Annotated in this window: 21 protein-coding genes and 3 pseudogenes; 10 read left to right on the forward strand and 14 right to left on the reverse strand. The window is 68.1% G+C overall.

The features are described 5' to 3' along the window. Positions 1 to 23: 23 nt before the first annotated feature. The 4 genes from AB0F38_RS02555 to AB0F38_RS02570 form a co-directional block, all read right to left on the reverse strand. Positions 24 to 461 (reverse strand): NfeD family protein, encoded by a 438-nt coding sequence (locus AB0F38_RS02555; protein WP_361885427.1) that lies wholly within the window; start codon positions 459 to 461, stop codon positions 24 to 26. A gap of 176 nt (positions 462 to 637) precedes the next feature. Beyond that, the gene (locus tag AB0F38_RS02560; protein ID WP_361885430.1) at positions 638 to 1,219 is read right to left on the reverse strand and encodes a TerD family protein; all 582 of its coding nucleotides are present in this window, start codon (positions 1,217 to 1,219) and stop codon (positions 638 to 640) included. A 53-nt stretch (positions 1,220 to 1,272) separates the two neighbouring features. Beyond that, the gene (tatA, locus tag AB0F38_RS02565) at positions 1,273 to 1,527 is read right to left on the reverse strand and encodes a twin-arginine translocase TatA/TatE family subunit (protein ID WP_361885433.1); all 255 of its coding nucleotides are present in this window, start codon (positions 1,525 to 1,527) and stop codon (positions 1,273 to 1,275) included. Positions 1,528 to 1,603: 76 nt separating this feature from the next. Continuing rightward, positions 1,604 to 2,179 carry a TerD family protein gene (locus AB0F38_RS02570; protein ID WP_361885436.1) on the reverse strand — a complete coding sequence of 192 codons (576 nt, stop codon included), beginning with the start codon at positions 2,177 to 2,179 and terminating at the stop codon, positions 1,604 to 1,606. Between the two features lie 242 nt (positions 2,180 to 2,421). Between AB0F38_RS02570 and AB0F38_RS02575 the strand changes: the two genes are divergently transcribed. From AB0F38_RS02575 to AB0F38_RS02585, 3 genes are all read left to right on the forward strand, one after another. Beyond that, entirely contained in the window at positions 2,422 to 2,823 is a 402-nt protein-coding gene (locus AB0F38_RS02575; RefSeq protein ID WP_361885438.1) for a BlaI/MecI/CopY family transcriptional regulator, read from the forward strand. Positions 2,824 to 2,826: 3 nt separating this feature from the next. Further along, on the forward strand, positions 2,827 to 3,759 hold the full coding sequence (locus AB0F38_RS02580; RefSeq protein ID WP_361885440.1) for a M56 family metallopeptidase: 933 nt from the start codon (positions 2,827 to 2,829) through the stop codon (positions 3,757 to 3,759). Positions 3,760 to 4,005: 246 nt separating this feature from the next. Continuing rightward, positions 4,006 to 5,277 carry an LCP family protein gene (locus AB0F38_RS02585; protein WP_361885442.1) on the forward strand — a complete coding sequence of 424 codons (1,272 nt, stop codon included), beginning with the start codon at positions 4,006 to 4,008 and terminating at the stop codon, positions 5,275 to 5,277. A gap of 107 nt (positions 5,278 to 5,384) precedes the next feature. On the opposite strand, the gene AB0F38_RS02590 is transcribed toward AB0F38_RS02585, so the two are convergent. The 4 genes from AB0F38_RS02590 to AB0F38_RS02605 all read right to left on the reverse strand — a co-directional run bounded on the left by AB0F38_RS02590 (position 5,385) and on the right by AB0F38_RS02605 (position 7,554). Beyond that, positions 5,385 to 5,648, reverse strand: a complete 264-nt coding sequence (locus AB0F38_RS02590; protein ID WP_361885445.1) for a GlsB/YeaQ/YmgE family stress response membrane protein — start codon at positions 5,646 to 5,648, stop codon at positions 5,385 to 5,387. 45 nt (positions 5,649 to 5,693) lie between these two features. Further along, positions 5,694 to 6,149, reverse strand: a complete 456-nt coding sequence (locus tag AB0F38_RS02595) for a TerB family tellurite resistance protein (protein ID WP_361885448.1) — start codon at positions 6,147 to 6,149, stop codon at positions 5,694 to 5,696. A 107-nt stretch (positions 6,150 to 6,256) separates the two neighbouring features. Continuing rightward, complete coding sequence (locus AB0F38_RS02600; RefSeq protein ID WP_361885451.1) at positions 6,257 to 7,246, reverse strand: sporulation protein; 990 nt, start codon at positions 7,244 to 7,246, stop codon at positions 6,257 to 6,259. Between the two features lie 86 nt (positions 7,247 to 7,332). Then, positions 7,333 to 7,554 carry a hypothetical protein gene (locus AB0F38_RS02605; protein ID WP_361885454.1) on the reverse strand — a complete coding sequence of 74 codons (222 nt, stop codon included), beginning with the start codon at positions 7,552 to 7,554 and terminating at the stop codon, positions 7,333 to 7,335. Between the two features lie 152 nt (positions 7,555 to 7,706). Between AB0F38_RS02605 and AB0F38_RS02610 the strand changes: the two genes are divergently transcribed. The 5 genes from AB0F38_RS02610 to AB0F38_RS02630 all read left to right on the forward strand — a co-directional run bounded on the left by AB0F38_RS02610 (position 7,707) and on the right by AB0F38_RS02630 (position 13,707). After that, entirely contained in the window at positions 7,707 to 8,615 is a 909-nt protein-coding gene (locus tag AB0F38_RS02610) for an ion transporter (RefSeq protein ID WP_361885457.1), read from the forward strand. A 210-nt stretch (positions 8,616 to 8,825) separates the two neighbouring features. Then, on the forward strand, positions 8,826 to 10,175 hold the full coding sequence (locus AB0F38_RS02615; RefSeq protein WP_361885460.1) for a hemolysin family protein: 1,350 nt from the start codon (positions 8,826 to 8,828) through the stop codon (positions 10,173 to 10,175). Continuing rightward, positions 10,172 to 11,185 carry a hemolysin family protein gene (locus tag AB0F38_RS02620; RefSeq protein WP_361885463.1) on the forward strand — a complete coding sequence of 338 codons (1,014 nt, stop codon included), beginning with the start codon at positions 10,172 to 10,174 and terminating at the stop codon, positions 11,183 to 11,185. The genes AB0F38_RS02615 and AB0F38_RS02620 overlap by 4 nt, the downstream gene beginning before the upstream one ends. Positions 11,186 to 11,341: 156 nt before the next feature. Continuing rightward, positions 11,342 to 12,691 (forward strand): hemolysin family protein, encoded by a 1,350-nt coding sequence (locus tag AB0F38_RS02625; RefSeq protein ID WP_361885466.1) that lies wholly within the window; start codon positions 11,342 to 11,344, stop codon positions 12,689 to 12,691. Next, positions 12,688 to 13,707 carry a hemolysin family protein gene (locus AB0F38_RS02630; protein ID WP_361885468.1) on the forward strand — a complete coding sequence of 340 codons (1,020 nt, stop codon included), beginning with the start codon at positions 12,688 to 12,690 and terminating at the stop codon, positions 13,705 to 13,707. Before AB0F38_RS02625 ends, AB0F38_RS02630 begins: the two co-directional genes overlap by 4 nt. Positions 13,708 to 13,973: 266 nt before the next feature. Here AB0F38_RS02630 and AB0F38_RS02635 read toward each other — a convergent pair. The 3 genes and pseudogenes from AB0F38_RS02635 to AB0F38_RS02645 all read right to left on the reverse strand — a co-directional run. After that, positions 13,974 to 14,287: pseudogene (locus AB0F38_RS02635) on the reverse strand (MFS transporter); the annotation flags it as partial. 136 nt (positions 14,288 to 14,423) lie between these two features. Next, positions 14,424 to 15,521, reverse strand: a complete 1,098-nt coding sequence (arsB, locus tag AB0F38_RS02640; protein ID WP_361885471.1) for an ACR3 family arsenite efflux transporter — start codon at positions 15,519 to 15,521, stop codon at positions 14,424 to 14,426. Next, positions 15,518 to 15,826 carry a metalloregulator ArsR/SmtB family transcription factor gene (locus AB0F38_RS02645; RefSeq protein WP_030585793.1) on the reverse strand — a complete coding sequence of 103 codons (309 nt, stop codon included), beginning with the start codon at positions 15,824 to 15,826 and terminating at the stop codon, positions 15,518 to 15,520. Before AB0F38_RS02645 ends, arsB begins: the two co-directional genes overlap by 4 nt. Positions 15,827 to 15,918: 92 nt before the next feature. Here AB0F38_RS02645 and AB0F38_RS02650 point away from each other — a divergent pair, with 92 nt between their 5' ends. Next, the gene (locus AB0F38_RS02650; protein WP_361885475.1) at positions 15,919 to 16,332 is read left to right on the forward strand and encodes an arsenate reductase ArsC; all 414 of its coding nucleotides are present in this window, start codon (positions 15,919 to 15,921) and stop codon (positions 16,330 to 16,332) included. Beyond that, complete coding sequence (trxB, locus tag AB0F38_RS02655) at positions 16,329 to 17,318, forward strand: thioredoxin-disulfide reductase (RefSeq protein WP_361885478.1); 990 nt, start codon at positions 16,329 to 16,331, stop codon at positions 17,316 to 17,318. The genes AB0F38_RS02650 and trxB overlap by 4 nt, the downstream gene beginning before the upstream one ends. A 486-nt stretch (positions 17,319 to 17,804) precedes the next feature. Here the strand turns inward: trxB and AB0F38_RS02660 are convergent. From AB0F38_RS02660 to AB0F38_RS02670, 3 genes and pseudogenes are all read right to left on the reverse strand, one after another. Then, positions 17,805 to 17,873 (reverse strand): annotated as a pseudogene (locus tag AB0F38_RS02660) (TetR/AcrR family transcriptional regulator); the annotation flags it as partial. Further along, positions 17,869 to 17,979: pseudogene (locus AB0F38_RS02665) on the reverse strand (CocE/NonD family hydrolase); the annotation flags it as partial. The pseudogenes AB0F38_RS02660 and AB0F38_RS02665, both read right to left, overlap by 5 nt. A gap of 273 nt (positions 17,980 to 18,252) precedes the next feature. Then, the gene (locus AB0F38_RS02670) at positions 18,253 to 19,599 is read right to left on the reverse strand and encodes an aromatic acid/H+ symport family MFS transporter (RefSeq protein ID WP_361885481.1); all 1,347 of its coding nucleotides are present in this window, start codon (positions 19,597 to 19,599) and stop codon (positions 18,253 to 18,255) included. Positions 19,600 to 20,300 lie beyond the last annotated feature (701 nt).

The following is a 20,300-nucleotide window of genomic DNA, read 5'->3' on the forward strand; positions in this document are numbered from 1 at the left end:
TCCGTTGCTATGTGTTCAGCCGTTCATGGAAGGAGCTCGCGGGGGTAGACGATGGCCGCGGCGCCTTCGATTTCCATGACTTCCACCAGCGCTCCCACCGGGATCACCAGGCTCTCGTCGAGGGCGCGGGCGGACCACTCCTCGCCGGAGAGTTTGATCAGGCCGCGGGTCGCGGTGACCTCCTGCATGACTTCGGCCCGCTTGCCGATCAGCGCGTCACTGCCCTCGCGGGTCATGGGCTGCTGTGCCATATGCCTCAGCGCGATGGGACGGACGATGGCGAGACCCGCCGCTGCTGCTGCGCCCAAGGCTATGAGCTGGCCGAAAATGCCGACACCGACACCAGCTACGACGGCGGCAACCAACGCGGCGCCCGCCAGTATCCCCAGGACCAGTGTCAGGGTGAAGAACTCTGCGACGCCCAGTGCCGCAGCGGCGAGCAGCCACACGAACCACGGCATCGAATCACCCTCCTCAGGAGGCCTTCCCTACCAAGCTACCTCCGGAGCGCCGAACCGACCCGGGCGTGGCGGTGCGATTACTGATTGCTAGGAGGGCGTCCCATGTGGCCGGTCGGCGGTAGCGGATGAGGGTGCAGGCGATGCTCGGAGCAGGGAGACCTGTAGGCCGTTTGTGCCTACAGGTGCGTGGCGATCGCCGGCATGAGGTCCTGGAAGGTGCGTCCGTCGGCGGGGCTGCCGATCGCTGCCATCTGCCAGCCGGAGCCGCTTCGCTGCACCTTGGCCATGACCTGTGCGGTGTGGCGGCCTCCGCCTGTGAGCGTGTAGCGGGCCAGCTCCTGGCCTGTGGTCTCGTCGAGGAGACGGCAGAAGGCGTTGTCAACTTCCTCGAAGGTCTGGCCGGTGAAGGAGTTCACCGTGAAGACGATCTGGTCGACGTGCACGGGCACGCGCTGCAGGTCCACGAGGACCGACTCGTCGTCGCCCCCCTGGCCGGCGCCGCCGACGCGGTTGTCACCGGTGTGTCGGACGGAGCCGTCGTCGCTGACGAGGTGCTGGAAGAAGACGACGTCCACCGGCTTCTTGTCGGCGAAAAGCACCGCCGAGGCGTCCAGGTCGATCTCCCGGGCGGTGAGTTTGGCGAGGAATCCCTTGCGCTGGGCTGCTTTCCAGCCCAGCCCCATCCGTACGACGGTGAGCGCACCGCCGTCGGACTTGCTCAGGCTGATCTGCTGGCCCTTGGTCAGGTTCACGGACATGTGCTGCCTCTTCGTCGGTTCGTGGTGGCGGGTTGGGGGATGTGCTGGCGCGGTCAAGTCTGAACCGGGCCGTTGCCGGTCCCCGTCCCGTCGTCGGGCCGCTCGGCGGTCCTCTCGCCAGGCCGCACCTGGATGATGCGAGGGTCCTGTTGTTGCTCGCTAGACCCCTCTGCCTTCATCGCTTTGCTCTCGCTCTTGAGGATGCGTGCTGCCTTGCCTGCGTTGCGGGCCAGCTCGGGGAGCTTCTTGGCGCCGAAGAAGACAAGGACGACGATCAGGAGTATCGCGAGTTCGCTGAATCCGAACATCGGGTCCGCTCTCTGGATGTGGTGGGTGAACCGGCCACGGGGTGCGGGTCTCGCCCGCACCCCGGTCGCGCTGGTGTCAGACGTTGACGCCGAAGTCGGTGGCGATGCCCGCCAGTCCACTGGCGTAGCCCTGGCCCACTGCGCGGAACTTCCACTCGGCACCGTTGCGATAGAGCTCGCCGAAGACCATGGCGGTCTCGGTGGCCGCGTCCTCGCTCAGGTCGTAACGAGCGAGCTCGGTGCCGCCGTCCTGGTTGACCACGCGGATGAAGGCGTTGCGGACCTGGCCAAAACTATGGCCCCGGGCTTCGGCATCGTGGATGGAGACCGGAAAGACGATCTTCGATACGTCGGCGGGCACGGCGGCCAGGTTCACCTTGATCACCTCGTCGTCACCTTCGCCCTCGCCGGTGAGATTGTCGCCGGTGTGCTCGACCGAGCCGTCCGGACTGGTCAGGTTGTTGAAGAAGATGAAGTGCTGGTCGGACGCGACCTTCCCGGCCTCGTTGACCATCAGTGCACTGGCATCGAGGTCGTAGTCGGTGCCGGTCGTCGTACGGACGTCCCAGCCCAGGCCCACCAGTACGGCGGACAGCCCTGGCGCCTCCTTGCTCAGCGAGACGTTGCCTCCCTTGGCGAGGCTCACACCCATGTCGATTCCCTTCTCAAGACCTGGGCCCGAGAACGGCACGCCGCTCCGGACCCTCGTATGACACGATCTGAAATCTACAGCAACGTAGAAACAAGGAGGGGTGCGAACGGGGCATGTCGGTAGGCGCCTTCCGGTCACACAGCCACCTCGGTCGCTGGGAGAGGCAGGCGGTGGGGCGAGCAGTACGATGCCTCCTCAACGCTCGTACGTTCGGAGCGGCGGGACGGAAAGGAGGCCGCGCCATGGTTGACGGCACGGAGAGGACGAGCCCGGATGGGCGCGGTCGCAGGCGCCAGGGTGAACTTGAGATGCAGGTGGTGTCGGCGCTCGGCTCGGCACCCGGCCCGGTGACCGCCGCGTGGGTGCAGGAACAGCTCGGCGGCGATCTGGCGTACACCACCGTCATTACGATCCTGACCAGGCTGTACGCGAAGAGGGCGGTGTCCCGCACCAGGGTCGGCCGGTCCTTTGAGTGGACGCCGGTGGCGGACGGTGCCGGTCTTGTGGCCATGCGCATGCGCAAGCTGCTCGACAATCAGGAAGACCGCGATGCGGTGCTCTCCAGTTTCGTTTCCTCCCTCTCTTCGCACGACGAACAGCTCCTGCGCTCCCTCCTCAATGAAGCTGACGATCCGGAACGTTGACCGATGGGCGTCTTCGTCTTCCTGCCCCTGATCCTGCCGCTGACCGCACTGCCGATCGCGCGGCTGGCCGAACAGCATCTGCATCCGCGCAACGCGGCGCTGTTGCTGACCTGGGTGGGGGCGATCCTCGCCGCATGCAGCACGCTGTGCCTCGGGCTTCTTGTGGTCGTCGGAACCGCACAGCTGCCCGGTAATCCGCTGCCCGACAGCTGGTCCGACCCGGAGGTGCGGGAGGCGGTTCCGTACGACGAGGTGGCCGGCAAAGCGTCCATCGGTGTCCTGGCTCTCGTGGTGGCGGCGTGCGCGGTCACGGTCCGACGGCACTACGGATTCCGCATCCGTGCTCACCGCACGCTGGCCCCGCTCCCCGACGCCTCGGACATCGCCGTACTCACGGATGAGGTGCCGTACGCGTACGCGCTGCCGGGCTCACCCGGCCGGATCCTGGTCTCCACCGGCATGCTGTCCGGCCTGCACGAGGCGGAGCGCCGCGCGCTGTTCGCCCATGAACGCGCCCACCTCGCCGGACGGCACCACCGTCTTCTTCTCACGGTGCAGCTCGCAGGCTGCGCGAACCCGCTGCTGCGCCCGCTCCGTTCAGCGGTGGGCTACAGCACGGAACGCTGGGCCGACGAGGAAGCCGCTCGGGTCACCGGGGACCGCCGGATGACGGCCCGGGCCGTCGGTAAGGCCGCGCTGATCTCCCGGCGCGCCGCCGTACCCGGCTTGGCCGCCTTCGCCGAGGCCGGTCCGGTACCGCGACGCGTCGCCGCGCTGCTGGGGCCGGTTCCGCCGGCCGGTGGCTGGCCGCCTGCCCTGACTGCGGCCGGTATCGCCGCCATCGTCGCCGCAGCCGGAACGGCCGCATCGACCTTGTCCGCACTCAACGCGGCGATCGCGCTGTTCTTCGTTCTGCAATCTGCCACCTATGGATAATCCGGTACATCCTGTGCCGGAACGCCTTTTTCTACGTGGCTGTAGAGTTCACGCACCGCATCAGCGGCGGTTGTGGATGAACGAGCGCGAAGGCCCGGAGGACGCCAGGTGGGTACGCAGGACAGGAGTCGGCATGGCCGCCGGGCACAGCCGACGCGGCGGCGCCGCAAGGTGGAAGAACGGTCCGCCCGGCTGACCCGACGCGGGCGAATAACACTGTGGACCGGTGGGGCGCTGGCTGTCCTCATGCTGGTGGCGGCCGGGGCGGGGGCATGGGTTTACCAGGGGCTGGACGGGAACATCAATTCCGCGGACGTGGACAACAAGCTGGGCGGCGACAGGCCGGTCAACCTGAGTCCGGGATCAAAGAACATCCTGGTTGTGGGATCCGACTCGCGGGACGGTGACAACGCGAAGTACGGCAAGGACCTGGACACCATGCAGTCGGACACGCTGATGGTCATGCATCTGTCCGCGGACCGGGAGTGGGCCACCGTGGTGTCTTTGCCGCGGGACTCCTGGGTGAGCCTGCCCGCCTGCGATCGCGGAAACGGGACGACGTCCACTCCCGGCCATTCGAAGATCAACGCCGCATTCGCCATCGGGGGGAGCAGTGGCGAGGTCTCCGGGGCCGCCGCCTGCACGATCAAGACGGTGGAACAGTCCACCGGCCTGCGCATCGACCACTTCATGTCCGTCGACTTCCAGGGCTTCAAGGGCATGGTCAACGCCCTCGACGGTATTGAGGTCTGCCCCGAGACAGCGATCCACGACAAGAAGGCACACCTCGACATGGAGGCCGGGTGCCAGACGATCAAGGACGAGAACGCCCTCGGATACGTCCGCACCCGCTACAGCGTCGGTGACGGCTCGGATCTCGGGCGCATCGGCCGCCAGCAGGAGTTCATGCAAGCCCTCGCCGCCAAGGCTCAGCAGAAGCTCACCAACCCCACCGCCCTGTACGACTTCCTGGACTCAGCGACCAAGTCCCTGACCACTGACGAAAGGTTGGCGGGGATCAAACCGCTGACCGGTCTTGCGAACGAGATCAAGAACATCCCGAGTGACCGGTTGACCTTCCTGACCGTGCCCAATTACGGACGCGAGGCGGACGTACCCTCCGACAAGGCCAACGTGGTGTGGCAGTACCCGCAGGCCGCCGAGCTGTTCACCTCGCTGGCCAAGGACCAGGAGGTCGACAAGGAGAAGCTGGCGGCCGACTCCAAGGCGCCGGTGTACGCCGCATCGGTGCGCGTGCAGGTCCTCAACGGCAGCGGGGTGCCCGGCCAGGCCGCGAAGGTCGCCGAAACGTTGAGGGTGGCGGGCTACAGCATCACCGGCACCGGCAATGCGCCGGCCTCTGCGGAGAAGACCACGGTCACGTATCCCCAAGGCCTCGAAAGGCAGGCCGGGGTGCTCGCTTCCCGGCTGCCCGGTGTCACGGCGAAGCCGGACGCGGACGCAGTGTCCGGCACCGTCACTCTCGTTGTGGGCGCGGACTTCAACGGCATCCGCTGAAGGCGTCTGCTCGATTTCTTTGACGCCGATCAGCCGGCTCGGGAACGCCGGTGGGCCGCGGCTGAATGCCGCGGGCCCACCGTTCTCCTCGAATCCGGTACAGGTTGTCAGCGCCGGGACTTGACGCGTTCCAGGGCAGCCACACCCACGACGGCGAGAGCGATCTGGATCAGCAATTCAATCCAGTCGATGCCCTTGGAGTCCGCGACACCCAGCCCGGCTGCGATGGCGGTGCCCAGGAAGGCCGCGCCGATACCGACGAGGAGCGTCCACAGGATGCCGATGTGCTGCCGGCCAGGAAGGACGAGCCGTCCCAGCACACCGATGATGACGCCGATCACGATCGCGCTGATGATGCCTGAGATCTCCACGCCTGCTCCTCTGGTACGTCGTGTGAGATGCGTGTGCCCCGCTTGCTACAGGTCGAACTCGTGGGGCGGCAGGTCCAGCGCGTAGCAGGCTTCGCGGACGATGGCCTGCTCGTCCTTGTCGAAGTCACCGTCGGCGCCGCCGATGACGATGCCGATCTGGATGACGGCGCGGGCCTCGGCGGGCTTCTTCTTCGCCTTGGCGATCTCCTGAAGGACGCTGACCTTGCCGAAGGCGAAGTCAGCGGTCAGCTTGTTCAGGTTCTCGTCGAAGCGGCGCCGAAGGTCGTCCGGGGCGAAGTTCTGCAGTACGTCGTTGGTGGCGATGAGCTGGGCCACCCGCTGCCGCTCGGTCGGGTCGACGGTGCCGTCGGCGGCGGCGACCAGGGCGCACATCGCCATGCTCGCGTCGCGGAAGGAGCCGCTCTTGAGGTCGTTCTTCTTCGCCATGAGCTGCGTCTGCATCGTCGACGCGGACTCCTTGAAGCGATCCCACAGGGCCATAAGAACTCCATATGCGTCTGGAGGTGTCCGGGCCGGAAGGGGGGCCGACCCGGACACCCGCACTCTTCTACAGTCATGTAGAAGCTATCAGGAGGGCTTGGCGTGCATCAGCCCTCTTCTTCCTCTTCATCGTCTCCCTCGAAGAAGTCGCCCACCTCGTCGACGACTTCGGCGGCCACCATGCCGCCGACGACGCCGACGGCCAGCCCCGCCGCACCGGCGGCGACCACGGTGCCCATGCCGGGTCCGGAGCGGTGGTGACTGTCGCTGTGATGATGCTCGCCGTGGCCGTGGCCGTGGCCGTAATCGTGTGGGGCGTGGGCGCCGTGTCCGGAAGCCAGTTGGCGTACCCAGCTTTCGACCTCGGTGTTCCAGTCGCGCTGATCGACGTCCTGGTGGCTGACGGTGAAGCGGTTGACGGCGTCGTGGCCGGAGGAGAAGAGGCCGCCGGGCTTGTCGGCCTCCAGTACGACCTCCATGCCGCCCGGGTTGGCCAGGAAGGTCACCTCGATCTCCCGCATGGCGTGCGCGTACTGCGGAGCCGGCGTGAGCTCGACTTCTTGGTAGAAGGGCAGTTGCTGGCTGGTGCCGCCGATGTGCCCGTACTCCAGGTCTGCCGACTTGAAGCCGAAGCCGAGCTGCCCGAGCGCCTCCAGGACAGCCTCCTGCGCAGGCAGCGGCCGGACTGTCAGCGGGTCCAGGTCGCCCTTGTCCTTGCCGCCCGCCACCGCGAGTTCGGTACGCAGGCCCAGCACCACACCGAGCGGCTGGCCGTGGAGTTCGGTGACAGGGGTCTCCCATGGCACCGTCACCGCGAACGGGATGCTTCGGCGCTCGCCCTCGGCGAGCCGAAATCCACCTCCGAGACTGAAGCGCTCGAAGGCCACCGTCCCTTCGGCTTCGCCGTCGTCGTGCTCCGCCTCGACGCGGGCGATGAGCTCCAGGGTGATCTGCTCGATGTCGAAGTCGGCTTTCCCGCCGAGGAGGTGGAGCTGTCCGCGCAGGGTCCCGCCGGGTTGGACCGGGCCGCCTTCCAGGACCGTGTCCACGGTGGGGCCGCCTACGCCGAGCGATCCGAGCAGCTTTTTGAACACCATCGTGGCGTTCTCTCCTTCAGGTGTACGTGGTGGTTCGGGGCGGTGGGTTGCCTCACCCCCGAGGTGTGGCAACCCACCTATTGCGTTTACTTGGCTGCCGTGTCCAGCGCCGCAAGGGCCTGTGCCCAGCGGACGTACTTCAACTCGGCGAGGTCTTGGACGGACTTGACGCCGAATGCCTCCTGGAGCAGTTCGCCGTCACGGTCCGAGACGCCCTTCAGGGCTCCGACGGGGGCGGCGAGTATCTCTGGCAGGCTCTTGTCCGTCCACGCCTTGTCCAGCACCTTGTCCAGGTCGATCGATGCCATGAAGTCCTCCTGAAAAGTAAATGATTGGCCGGGTCGGGCTCGTATTTTCTACAGGCATGTAGAAGCATAGGGGGCGGTCGCCCGCCTGGGCCGCATCCTGCTGCGGCTCGCGGGAAATGTCTGAAACAGGTCTGTGAGGAAACGAAGCACCCATGTCCGAACGGACGGCTGCGCATCTGCGGCGCGGGCTCGCATACCGCAGCTGCCGCATCGTGGACTCCAGCGCGTTCTCGAGCGTCGTGTTCTGTCTCATCGCGGCCAACGCCGTCCTGCTCGGAATCGAGACGTACAGCGGTGTCGTGCATCAATGGCACGGTGTCCTCAAGGCTGCTGAGCACTTCTTCCTGGCCGCCTTCACCACCGAAATACTTCTGCGGGCAGCCGCTCACGCCGACCGCCCCAGGGACTTCTTCCGTGACCCCTGGAACGTGTTCGACCTGCTCGTCGTGGGCCTGGCCTTCATGCCGTTCGCCCGTGAGAACGCCACCGTGCTGCGGCTCCTGCGCCTGGCGCGCGTGCTGCGTGCGGCGCGTTTCCTGCCGCAGCTGCGGATCGTGATCGTCGCCGTCGGCAAGAGTCTGCCCGGCACCCTCAGCTTCGCCCTCGTCGGGGCGCTCCTGCTGTACGTGTACGCCATGGTCGGCTGGGTGTTCTTCGCCGACTACGACCCGGAGCACTACGGGTCACTCGGCCGCGCGGCTCTCACGCTCTTTCTCCTCATGACGCTCGACGGCCTCGGCGACGCCGTACGCGGTGGCCTGGAGATCTCCCGCTGGACCATCCTCTATTTCGGCTCGTTCGTCCTGCTCGGCTCGTTTCTGCTGGTCAACCTCCTCATCGGCGTCGTCATCAATTCGCTGGAGGAAGCCCGGGAGCTGGAGAAGGAACGGGAACGCACTCTGCCTGGGCAGCAGCCACAGGTGGGCGACCCGGCAGAGTCTCTGCGAGCACAGCTCGTCGCGGCCCGCCAGGCACTGGACGCCATGGAATCCAGCCTGGTGGCGTCCCCGAGGTCCTGCGCGTGCCGGGGCGCGGCGCATGCGGCACGGACGGGAGTGTGAGGCTCTGAGGGCGCGGGAGAGACTCCGGTGCGGAACCATCCGGCATCCGTATTTACCATCTCTTTACTGTGAGGTTGGGGACACTGGTCCCCAACAGTTCTGTCGAGCCGAGCAGAGAAGGAGTGAGCGACCCGTCATGGGCGAGCCTCCCAGTACGAACCGTGCCACCGCCTGTGCACACCATGTGAGCCAGGAAGCGGGGGTGGCACGGTGACCGAAGTGCTTCTGCTGCTCCTGGCCCTTGCCCTCACCCTCGCGTGTGCGCTCTTCGTCGCCGCTGAGTTCTCGCTGACCACCGTCGAGCGCGGTGAGCTGGAGCGAGCCGTCGAGGCGGAAGAGCGGGGCGCCGAGAGCGCGCTCAAGGCGGTGCGCAAGCTGACGTTCCAGCTGTCTGGCGCTCAGCTCGGCATCACCGTCACCTCACTGGTGATCGGTATGCTCGCCGAGCCGTCGTTCGCGGCCCTGCTGCGCGGTCCGCTCGAAGCAATGGGGCTCGGTGCGGCGACGTCCTCAGTGGCAACGGTCCTGGGCGTCACGGTCTCGACGGTCGTGCTGATGGTCGTCGGCGAGCTGGTGCCCAAGAACTGGGCGATCTCCCGCCCCCTGGCCGTCGCCAAGGTGGTGGCCGGCCCGCAGCGCGGCTTCACCGCCGCTTTCGGACCCTTCATCCATCACCTGAACAGCACCGCGAACCGGTTCGTACGAGGGTTCGGCCTGGAGCCTGCCGAGGAACTGGCCTCCGTCCGCACCCCCGCCGAGCTGGCCTCGCTGGCCCGGCACTCGGCTGCCGAGGGTGCGATCGAGGCGGACTCCGTCGAGCTGTTCGTCCGTACCCTGCACCTGAGCGAGCTGACCGCCGAGAACGTCATGACGCCGCGCGTCGACGTCCGCGCCCTGGAGGCCCACGCCACCGCAGCCGATGCGGCGAATCTGACGTACGCCACCGGGCTCTCCCGTTTTCCGGTCTACCGCGACAGCCTGGACGAGGTCATCGGCACCGTCCACATCCGCGACGTCCTCGCCCTCGACCCTGCCAAGCGACCGGTAACGCCGATCACCGAGCTGGCGACCACGCCGCTGCTGGTGCCCGATTCCCTGCCCGCCGACCGCCTCCTGGAGCGGATGCGCGCGCACCGCACGATGGCGGTGGTCGTCGACGAGTACGGCGGCACGGCCGGCGTCGCGACCGTGGAGGACATCGTCGAGGAAGTCGTCGGCGAGGTCCGCGACGAGCACGATCCCGCCGAGATCCCGGATCTGCTGCCCGCCCCGCCCACCGCGGACGGCCGCGCAAGCTGGGAGACCGACGGCGGCGTACGGATCGACGAACTCGCCCGCATCGGCCTGACCGCCCCCGACGGGCCGTACGAGACCGTGGCCGGACTGATCGCCACCCACCTGGCACGCATCCCCCGCGAGGGCGACACGGTCGTCATCGACGGCTGGCAACTGGACGTCCTCGACGTCGAGCACCACCGGGCAGACCGCGTGCACATCACCGAACCCGGATCCGAGCCCGCGGCTGTCCCGCAGCGGGGTGCCAAGGAGATGGCCCGATGACCGTTCTCCAGCTGGCCATCGGCGCCCTGACGCTGCTGACCAACGCGTTCTTCGTCGGCGCCGAGTTCTCCCTGATCTCCGTACGCCGCAGTCAGATCGAGCCGCAGGCCGACGCGGGCCATAAGCGCGCCCGCCTGACTCTGTGGGGGCTGCAGCACATCTCCGCGATGATGGCCACGGCCCAGCTCGGCATCACCGTCTCCTCCCTGGTGCTGGGCGCGGTCGCCGAGCCCGCGATCGCCCATCTGCTGGAGCCGGGCTTCGAAGCGGCGAACGTCCCGCACGGCTTGGTCCACCCGATCGCCTTCGTGATCGCGCTGACCCTGGCGACCTATCTGCACATGCTGATCGGCGAGATGGTGCCCAAGAACATCGCGCTCGCCGCCCCGGTGAAGACGGCGCTGGTGCTGGGCCCGCCGCTGGTCGCCCTCACCCGTGCGCTGCGGCCGGTGATCTTCTCCATCAACGCCTTCGCCAACGCCCTGCTGAAGCTACTTGCAGTCGAGCCGAGGGACGAGGTCGCGTCCGTCTTCACCGACGACGAGCTCGCCCGTATGGTCCGCGACTCAAGTGAGGCCGGTCTGCTCTCACCGGCGGACGGCGAGCGGCTGCGTGACGCGCTGGAGCTGGGCACGCGACCGGTCGGCGAGATCTTCGTCCCCGCACCGAAGATGATCACTGTTGACCACACGATCACCCCAGCCCAGCTGGAGCGCACCGCCGCAGCTGCCGGATTCTCCCGCTTCCCGGTCACCGGGCCCAGCGGCGCCGTCCTGGGCTACCTCCACATCAAGGACACGCTCGGCGTCATCGACCGCGACCAGCCCTTCCCGTGCACGGCCCTCCACGCGGTGACACTCGTCAAGATCGACACGCCCCTGGACGACACCCTCACAGCGCTGCGCGCCGCCGGCAGCCACCTCGCGGCGGTCACCGGCGACAAGGGCACGGTCCTCGGCTTCGTCACCATGGAAGACGTACTGGAAGAACTGGTCGGCCCAGCCGCCTGACGGCCGAGCGGCTCACCACAGATCCCCCGATACTCGGGCCAGGGAACTTCGGTCCCAGCTGACCCGTAGTCCTCATCCGTACCCTTTGAAGGAGCACGTCTTGTCCGCCAGTCTGACGGACCCCGACAGTCCGGGATCCAGTCCCCGGGTTGTCCGATGAACGCCGTACTCGGCCTGCTGGCCGTCCTTGTCCTGACCGCAGGTACCGGTTACTTCGTCGCGCAGGAATTCGCGTACGTCGCCGCCGACCGGCTCGCGCTCGCACGTGAGGCCGAATCGGGTGACAAGCGCGCGGCGCGCGCCGTGAAGGTACTTGAACGGCTTTCCTTCATGCTGTCGGGTGCCCAGCTGGGCATCACCATGACCGGCCTGGTCGTCGGCTTCCTCGCCGAGCCGTCCGTCTCCGCGCTGCTGCGGCCCGCGCTGACCGGCACCGGCCTCTCCGACGGCGCGGTCTCCGCCGTCTCGGTGACGCTCGCCTTCGTCATGGCCACCGTCGTGCAGATGGTGCTGGGTGAGCTGGCCCCCAAGAACCTCGCGCTGGCCGTGCCCGAGCGGCTCGCCAAGTCACTGTCGGCCTCCACCCTCGCCTACCTCAAGGTGGTCGGCCCGGTAGTGCACCTCTTCGACGCCGCGGCCAACAAGCTGCTGCGTAAGGTCGGCATCGAGCCGGTCGAGGAACTGCACCACGGCGCGACCCTGGAGGAACTCAGCCACCTGATCGGCGAGTCCCACGAACAGGGCCACCTGCCCCGCGCCAACGCCGAGCTCCTCGACCACGCCTTGGAGTTCTCCGAGCGCACCCTGGACGAAGTCATGGTGCCGAGCGTCGATGTCGCGTACGTACGCGCCGACGCGCCCGCCACCGACGTCGTGCAGCTGATCGCCAAGCACGGCCACTCCAGCTACCCGGTCACGGGTGAGCGCCACGACGACATCACGGGCGTCATCGGCGTACGTGAACTGATGCGGCTACCGGCCGCCCACTTCGAGCGGCTCACCGCCGGTGAGCTGGCCCGGCCCCCGCTGCTGCTGCCCGACACGCTGCCGCTGCCCGGCGCCGTCGAGCAGATGCAGGAGCACAAGCAGGAATTCGCAGTCGTTCTCGACGAGCACGGCGGCTTCGCCGGGATCGTCACCTTCGAGGACATCGCCGAGGAGCTGGTCGGTGACATCACCGACGAGTCCGACCAGGTGACCGAGATCGCGGCCGCAGATGGAAGCGGGTGGCTGGTCGATGCCGGTCGGCGCCTTGACGAGATCGCCGAAGCCACCGGCATCGAACTTCCCGAGGAAGAGGACTACGACACCGCCGCCGGCCTGATCGTGGACCGGCTGGGCCGTTTCCCGGCCATCGGCGACCGCCTTACCGTCGGTACCGTCCTCATCGAGGTCCGCACCCTCGACCGCCACGTCCCCGACCGCGTCCGCCTGGAGCGCATGCCGGACACCACCCCGGACGCGGATGCACATGCCGCTCCGACCGATGAGGAGCCGACCGCATGAGCTTCCCCCTGGCTCTCTTCATCACCCTCCTCCTGCTGATCGGCAGCGGCTTCTTCGTCGCGGCCGAGTTCGCCCTGGTGGCCGCCAAGCGCCACCGGATGGAACGAGCCGCCGCCCAAGGCCGACGCGGCGCCAAGTCGGCTCTCGCGGGCATGCGCGAACTGTCCCTCATGCTCGCCGGCGCCCAGCTCGGCATCACCATCTGCACCCTGGGTCTCGGCTCGATCTCCAAGCCCGCCATCTCGCACGAGCTGGACCCACTCCTGGAGAAGCTCGGCCTGCCCAGCGGACTGAGCTACGGCATCGCCTTCGCCGTCGCCATGACCGTGGTCGTCTTCCTGCACATGGTGCTCGGCGAAATGGCCCCCAAGTCCTGGGCCATCGCCCACCCCGAGCGCTCCGCCATGCTCCTCACTCCACCCTTCCGGGCCCTGATCCGTCTCGTACGGCCGCTGATCTGGCTGCTCAACAAGGTCAGCAACACCCTCGTACGGCTGTGCCGCGTCACCCCCCGCGACGAACTCACCTCCGTACACAACCGCGAACAGCTCGCCCACCTGGTCGAGGAGTCCGAGCGATTGGGCCTGATCAGCGAGACCGACTCCGGCCTGATCACCCGCTCCCTGAGCGAACCGCAGACCCCGGTGGCACAGCTCCAGGTGCCCGCCGCACAGATCAGTTACGTCGCAGCCGACGCCGACACCGGCGCGATCCTGGCCGCCGCGACAGCGGTCAACCACACCCGGCTGCTCGTACGAGACGGTGAAACGGTCCTCGGTTCGGTGCATGCCCGCGACGCCTTGGTCGCCCGTGCCCAGGGCCGGGCTCTGACCGCCCGCGAACTCGCCCGCCCCGTACCGGAATTGGCCCCGAACCACACCGTCGCCCACGCGGTCGAGCAACTCCAGCACCGCAGGGCCTCGCTCGCCGTCGTACGCGATACGGAAGGCAGGCTGACCGGCCTGGTCAGCCTCGACGACCTCATCATCCGGCTGATGGGAGCACAGGCGGCGTGACATCAGCCGTTTCCACACTCGCGCCCGGCCCGGTGCCGCAGCTGGGTCGGGGCGGTGCGGGTAGTGGCGGCCGGCGGGTTCGACCCAGAAGTTTTGGCCACGTCATCAGCCGATGCATTGGTGCTATCGCCGGCGGGACCGCCAACCCGTCGAGCCTTTCGTTACGGAACGTAGCCGCATTCTGAGACGATGATGACGTGGGGGCTCCTGAAGTCCTTCGCCTCTGGGTGGGTGACCCGCCGCCCCTGGGAAGAGTGGATCCCGTATGCCGCGAGGAGGCCGGACAGGCGGCCGAGTGGGTTGGTGCCCCATCGGTCGGTGATCGCGGTGGCCTGGAGCAGTGTGAGGTTGCCGCGGGCCATCCCGGCGACGATCGACAGAGCGATCAGGAGTGGGTACGGGCCGGGGGCGAGCGCGAGCGCCGCGGCGGTGAGGCCGCCGAGCGCGATCAGCGTGGTCGTGCGGGCGGTGAGGCGATGGCCGCGTACAGGGTGCGTCCCAGGGTCTGCCCGGCGCCGCCCAGTCCGAGTGCCCATGCTGCCTCGCTGGTGGAGTAGCCGCGTTCCAGCAGGAGGGGAACCGCGCGTGTCACCAGGTCACCCCCGGGGCAACGTCGGGCACCCCAGCTCCCGCCCCACGCCTGCGCGGCACCGGGCGGACGGTGAAGCGGGCCGGGGCGCGTACGGCGGGATGCGGGCGGGAACCGAGGCGGTGCATCAGTGCTGCGTGGTGATCGCGGACGGGGCGAACTTCCTGCGCCAGGCCAGGGCCACGTAGACGAGGGCGATCAGAACGGGGACCTCGATGAGCGGGCCGACGACGCCGGAGAGGGCCTGGCCGGAGGTGACGCCGAAGGTGGCGATGGCCACGGCGATGGCGAGCTCGAAGTTGTTCCCGGCGGCGGTGAAGGCCAGCGTCGTGGTGCGGTCGTAGGCCAGGCCGATGGCCTTGCCGATCAGGAAACTGCCGAAGAACATGATCGCGAAGTACACGAGCAGCGGGAGCGCGATGCGGACCACGTCCAGCGGCTGCGAAGTGATCGTCTTCCCCTGGAGAGCGAAGAGGATGATGATCGTGAAGAGCAGGCCGTAAAGGGCCCAGGGGCCGATCTTCGGCAGGAACTTCGCCTCGTAGGACTCGCGGCCCATCCTCTTCTCGCCCAGGCGGCGGGTGAGGAAGCCGGCGAGCAGGGGGACGCCGAGGAAGATAACGACGTTGAGGGCGATCTTCCCCATGGAGATGTCGAGGTTCTCGCCGTCGCCCAGGCCGAGCCAGCCGGGCAGCAGGTCGAGGTAGAGCCATCCGAGCAGGCCGAAGGCGATGACCTGGAAGACGGAGTTGAGGGCGACGAGGACGGCCGCGGCTTCGCGGTCGCCGCAGGCGAGGTCGTTCCAGATGATGACCATGGCGATGCAGCGGGCCAGGCCGACGATGATCAGGCCGGTGCGGTACTCGGGCAGGTCCGGCAGGAAGATCCAGGCCAGGGCGAACATGACGGCCGGGCCGATGATCCAGTTGATGACCAGCGAGGAGATCATCAGCTTGCGGTCGCCGGTGACGGCATCGAGCTTGTCGTACCGGACCTTGGCGAGCACCGGGTACATCATGATCAACAGGCCCACGGCGATCGGCAGCGAGATGCCGCCGACCTCCACCTTCGCCAGTGCGTCGTTCAGGCCCGGGATCAGCCGACCGAGGCCGAGGCCAAGAGCCATGGCCAGGAGGATCCAGACGGCGAGGAAGCGGTCCAGGGTGGACAGCTTCTGGACGACCGAGGATTCCTCGGTGGTCGCGGGTGCTTGCGTGGGGGTCACGGACAGGCCCTCTTGTTCTCGGCAGCGGTACGGGCGGACTCGGCCAGGTCGGCGAACTGGCCGGCGAGCTGGGCGATGACGTCCGGGCGGAGCTTGTAGTACGTGAAGCGGCCGCACGGTTCGGTCTCCACCACCCCGGCCTCGCGCAGGACCCTCAGATGGTTGGACAGGTTGGTCTGCTTCGCACCGGTCTCCTCCACCAGGTGGCTGGTGCACAGCGTCTCGCGGGCGAGCAGGGTCACGATCCGGAGCCGGAGCGGATCGCCCAGCACCCGGATCAGTTCAGTGTCGACTGACGTCATCATGGGCTGATATTCTCACATCAGTGGCTGCTGACGCCACCGGGTACTGATGTCGTGGGTGCCTGATTCGACCGTGTGACGAGAGAGACCTCCTGATGTCCGAGAAGCCCTCTGTTCTGTTCGTCTGTGTCCACAACGCCGGCCGCTCCCAGATGGCCGCCGCCTGGCTCACCCACCTCGCCGGGGACCGCGTCGAGGTCCGCTCCGCCGGATCCAACCCGGGCGACGCCGTGAACCCGGCCGCCGTCGAGGCGATGGCAGAGGTCGGCATCGACATCTCCGCCGAGACCCCGAAGATCCTCACCGTCGACGCGGTCAAGGAGTCGGACGTCTGCATCACCATGGGCTGCGGCGACACCTGCCCCGTCTTCCCCGGCAAGCGCTACCTCGACTGGAAGCTCGAAGACCCGGCCGGCCAGGGCGTGGCAGCGGTGCGCCCGATCCGCGACGAGATCAAGGTCATGGTCGAGGGCCTGATCAAGGAGATCGCGCCGGAGACGTCCAAGTGAGTGCCGACACGGACGTCCGGAACGTCATCGTCATCGGCTCCGGCCCCGCCGGATACACCGCCGCGATCTACACGGCGCGCGCCGACCTCAAGCCGCTGGTCTTCGAAGGCTCGGTGACCGCGGGCGGCGCGCTCATGAACACCACGGAGGTCGAGAACTTCCCCGGCTTCCCCGAGGGCATCGTCGGCCCGGACCTCATGGACAACATGCGGGCCCAGGCGACGCGGTTCGGCGCCGAGCTGGTCCCGGACGACATCGTCGCCGTCGACCTCACGGGCGACATCAAGACGGTCACCGACAGCAGCGGAGCAATCCACCGGGCCCACGCCGTGATCGTGACCACCGGATCGCAGCACCGCAAGCTGAACCTGGAGCGCGAGGACGAACTGTCGGGCCGCGGGGTCTCCTACTGCGCGACCTGTGACGGCTTCTTCTTCCGCGACCGCGACATCGTGGTCGTCGGCGGCGGTGACACCGCGATGGAGGAGGCCACCTTCCTCACCCGGTTCGCCCGCTCCGTCACGGTCGTCCACCGCCGCAGCACGCTGCGGGCCTCCCAGGTCATGCAGAGCCGCGCGTTCGCCGACGACAAGATCGCCTTCGCCTTCGACAGTGAGATCGCGGAGATCAGGGAGGAGGGCGGCGCACTGTCCGGTCTCGTCCTGCGCGACACGTTCAGTGGCCGGACGCGCGCCCTCGATGCCACCGGCCTGTTCATCGCGATCGGCCACGACCCGCGCACGGAGCTCTTCGCCGGCCAGCTGAACCTGGACGACGAGGGATACCTGAAGGTCGAGGCACCCTCGACCCGCACGAACATCCCCGGCGTATTCGGCGCGGGAGACGTGGTCGACCACACCTACCGCCAGGCGATCACCGCCGCGGGCTCCGGCTGCGCGGCAGCCCTGGACGCCGAGCGCTACCTCGCGGCTCTCACCGACACCGAGGCGGTTGCCGAGCCCGAGAAGACGCCGGCGGCCGTCTGAGCGTCTGGGTGGAGACGTCGGCCGCGCTCCTCGGGAAAGCCTTCTGCACGATGAGAAGTGCGCGAGGCCGATGCCCCGCCGAAGTTGAGGTGCTGTGCAGGGCCCCGTCGCGGTGGGCGTAGGTCACGCGCAAGTCATCCATCCAGTCGTGTTCCGTCAGCTGGTGTTCGTCGGCGCGTCGCCTCCCTGGCGTTTGCATCGATAAGCATCTATCCAGTTGGCTGGCCATCTGGAAGGAAGCACCGGTGCATCACCGACGGTCGAATAGACGTATTCCGCTGAAAGGCGCCGCGGTGGCGGCAGCCGCCACTTTGCGGCCACCCCCCCATGCCTGCAGGAGTGGCCGTCGTTGTGGGTCAGCATCCTCTAGAACCGGTGCAGCTCGTTTCTCTCGGCATCGAGCGTGACCACGGGGCCGGGCGACGATCTCCAGTTCCTCGGCGTCGGCCTCCTCGACGTGTGCGGACATGGTCTCGGAGGGACCGAGCCGGCCGCCTTCATCAGGTCGGCGACGCTGACCTGCGTGTCCTGCTCCCGAAACAGCCGGGACGATGTCCTGGGGACCGGCCACCTCGATCTCGCCCTCGGACTGCCAGAATCCGCGGACGTTGTACGAGACGACGACGTAGCCCTTCTCCGCCGGCTTCTTCGCCTGCTCGATGACGGGGTGGTCGCGGCTGGAACGGTGCAGTGGCGGGTCTGAGGTCGCGGTCACAGTGATGAGCGATAGGCGCCGGGGCACGATCCATCCCCGGCAAGGGGGCCGAAAGCCGAGGGCCTTCGATCGGCTGGAGCCGTGGCGTCCCCACGATGCGATACACGGAGGCACTGATTCCCCGCGGAGGCCGGGGGTCGTTCCCAACCCGTCGAAGGCCATCCGCGTCGGGCGCGACCACACCGGCCCCGTCAAGGAGCTGGGCCGGGAACTACCGGACTACACGGCCCTCTTCTCGTAAGCCGGGACATTTCCGTTGTCGTCGAGAGCGGAGCCGGCATCGTCGGCGGTCGTCGACCTGGTCGGACGCGGGCAGAGCAGCAGGAGGACGCCGGCGACCGCCGCGGCCAGGGCGAAGGCCAGGAAGTTGGAGTTCACGCCGAGCCCGGCGGCAAGCAGCCAGCCGCCCGCCTGAGGCGCGAGGACCGCGCCGATCCGTCCGAAGCCGAGCGAGAATCCCAGTGCCGATCCGCGCAGGTGGGCGGGGTAGTGGTTGGCGACGGCGGCGATGATCAGGCATTGGGTGCCGTGAGTGCCGACACCGGCGAGCACGAGCGCCCCGTATGCCACCGCGGAGTGCGGATGGGTCAGCAGGGTCGCCAGGCCGATGGCTGCGGCGAGGGCGGCGATGACGGCTGTCGGGATGGAGCCGATACGGGTTCCGCCCCAGGCGGTCACGAGCGACCCCAACACGGCGCCCAGGCTGAGTGCGAGCAGGAAGGACAGGGACGACCCGAGGTCGAAGCCGCTCTCCCGCATCAGCTGGGGCAACCAGGTGGCCAGGCCGTACCAGGCGAAGAGCGTCACCGCGGTCGCCAGCGAGAACAGCAGGGTGGCGTTGGTGTACGGGGGACGCAGCAGCGAGCGCAACCGCCGCTCGGCCTGTGGTACGAGGTCGTGGTCGGCGCCCGGCGGAAGGCCGAACCGCTGCTCGATCTCGGCGGCCCGCGTGTGCTCGCCGCGAGAGCGGAGCCACAGGGGAGACTCCGGCAGCAGCTTGAGACACAGCGGTATGACGACCAGGACGGCGAGCAGCGCGATCAGGAACATGGTCCGCCATCCGAACCGGGGCATCACGCCGATGCCCACGAGAGCCGCGGCGGTCCCGCCGATCGGGACGCCGGACATCATCAGTGTGGAGACCACTGCCCGGTGGCGCGGGCCGACGAACTCGGTGGCGAGCGCGTTTGCGCTGGGCACCAGGCCACCGAGGCCCAACCCGGCGAGGAACCGCAGTACGCCGAACACCTCGGGGCTCGGGGCGAACGCGCACAGCGCGGTGAAGACGGAGAACCAGATGGTGCAGCCGAGGATGGTCCGTCGGCGGCCGAGGCGGTCGGCCAGCGTTCCGGCGAGGACGGCGCCGACGAGCATGCCGAGGAAGGCAAGGCTGCCGAGCAGGCCGGCCGTGGACTTGGTCAGGCCCCAGCCGGGCTCCTCGAAGAGCTCCGGAAGGACGGTTCCGTAGACGATGAGGTCGTATCCGTCGAAGAGGACGATCACCCAGCACAGGGCGGTCACGAGGAATGCGGTCCGGTGTGCCGCCGGGGATGTGTTCTGCGTCATGAGGGGAGGCTGCAACAGTTTGCTCAACGCGGGGTCGCTATTCTGCTACGCAGAATTAACCTTCCCGTGGCCTCCGGGAGGTCGACCATAGTGCTGCATCCGGCGGTCCTTCTTGAGCGGGGGGTGGGAGGCCGGCCAGGACCGCCGCTCGATGAGGCGGGCTCCGTCGAGGTTCGCGTGACGATGCCGGCGGCGTGGATGACCAGGTCGCGCGTGGTCCGGACGGCGATGGTGGTCGGTGCCCGGAAAGGACTCTGCGGCACCGGCCGTGACCGTCCGCACGCCTGGTGGAGCGTCAGCAACGACCGCGTCTCCTGCGCGAAGGCCGGGTCGGACCGTGCGAAACGCCGGACGGGGGTGTTCCCGACGGTCCTGAACGCACGGGCGGAGGGCCCGCGGCGACGGTGCCGCACCCGTCCGCAGGCAGCGGGGGGCCGGGACGCAGGGGGTGCCAACACGCTGGACACGGCGATCCGGGCGTTGTTACGTTGAGAACCATGTCCAGTCCTGAGGCGGAAAGAAGCGGGCCACCGGTGATCCGGTGGCGGCTCATCGCGTAACCCTCTGACGACCCTGCTTCCTTCGGCCCCGTCGCCGAGCAGTGCGTCGCGTATCCGCCACGGATCGACCGCATCGCGGGACCACGCCCGGAGCTTTCTCCGGGACGTCTCCCACGCGACCGCATGACCTTCGGTCCATGC

The sequence above is a fragment of the Streptomyces sp. NPDC025273 genome (assembly GCF_040638585.1).
GTDB lineage: Bacteria > Actinomycetota > Actinomycetes > Streptomycetales > Streptomycetaceae > Streptomyces > Streptomyces cinereorectus.

Excerpts from the sequence above, each read along its gene's own strand:
- AB0F38_RS02600 (WP_361885451.1), bottom strand. The coding sequence starts at position 7,246 with ATGGTGTTCAAAAAGCTGCTCGGATCGCTCGGCGTAGGCGGCCCCACC.
- AB0F38_RS02560 (WP_361885430.1), bottom strand. The coding sequence starts at position 1,219 with ATGTCCGTGAACCTGACCAAGGGCCAGCAGATCAGCCTGAGCAAGTCC.
- AB0F38_RS02570 (WP_361885436.1), bottom strand. The coding sequence starts at position 2,179 with ATGGGTGTGAGCCTCGCCAAGGGAGGCAACGTCTCGCTGAGCAAGGAG.
- tatA (WP_361885433.1), bottom strand. The coding sequence starts at position 1,527 with ATGTTCGGATTCAGCGAACTCGCGATACTCCTGATCGTCGTCCTTGTC.
- AB0F38_RS02605 (WP_361885454.1), bottom strand. The coding sequence starts at position 7,554 with ATGGCATCGATCGACCTGGACAAGGTGCTGGACAAGGCGTGGACGGAC.
- AB0F38_RS02645 (WP_030585793.1), bottom strand. The coding sequence starts at position 15,826 with ATGATGACGTCAGTCGACACTGAACTGATCCGGGTGCTGGGCGATCCG.
- AB0F38_RS02620 (WP_361885463.1), top strand. The coding sequence starts at position 10,172 with ATGACCGTTCTCCAGCTGGCCATCGGCGCCCTGACGCTGCTGACCAAC.
- AB0F38_RS02650 (WP_361885475.1), top strand. The coding sequence starts at position 15,919 with ATGTCCGAGAAGCCCTCTGTTCTGTTCGTCTGTGTCCACAACGCCGGC.
- AB0F38_RS02610 (WP_361885457.1), top strand. The coding sequence starts at position 7,707 with ATGTCCGAACGGACGGCTGCGCATCTGCGGCGCGGGCTCGCATACCGC.
- AB0F38_RS02595 (WP_361885448.1), bottom strand. The coding sequence starts at position 6,149 with ATGGCCCTGTGGGATCGCTTCAAGGAGTCCGCGTCGACGATGCAGACG.
- AB0F38_RS02670 (WP_361885481.1), bottom strand. The coding sequence starts at position 19,599 with ATGACGCAGAACACATCCCCGGCGGCACACCGGACCGCATTCCTCGTG.
- AB0F38_RS02585 (WP_361885442.1), top strand. The coding sequence starts at position 4,006 with ATGCTGGTGGCGGCCGGGGCGGGGGCATGGGTTTACCAGGGGCTGGAC.
- AB0F38_RS02625 (WP_361885466.1), top strand. The coding sequence starts at position 11,342 with ATGAACGCCGTACTCGGCCTGCTGGCCGTCCTTGTCCTGACCGCAGGT.
- AB0F38_RS02575 (WP_361885438.1), top strand. The coding sequence starts at position 2,422 with ATGGTTGACGGCACGGAGAGGACGAGCCCGGATGGGCGCGGTCGCAGG.
- AB0F38_RS02630 (WP_361885468.1), top strand. The coding sequence starts at position 12,688 with ATGAGCTTCCCCCTGGCTCTCTTCATCACCCTCCTCCTGCTGATCGGC.
- AB0F38_RS02580 (WP_361885440.1), top strand. The coding sequence starts at position 2,827 with ATGGGCGTCTTCGTCTTCCTGCCCCTGATCCTGCCGCTGACCGCACTG.
- AB0F38_RS02555 (WP_361885427.1), bottom strand. The coding sequence starts at position 461 with ATGCCGTGGTTCGTGTGGCTGCTCGCCGCTGCGGCACTGGGCGTCGCA.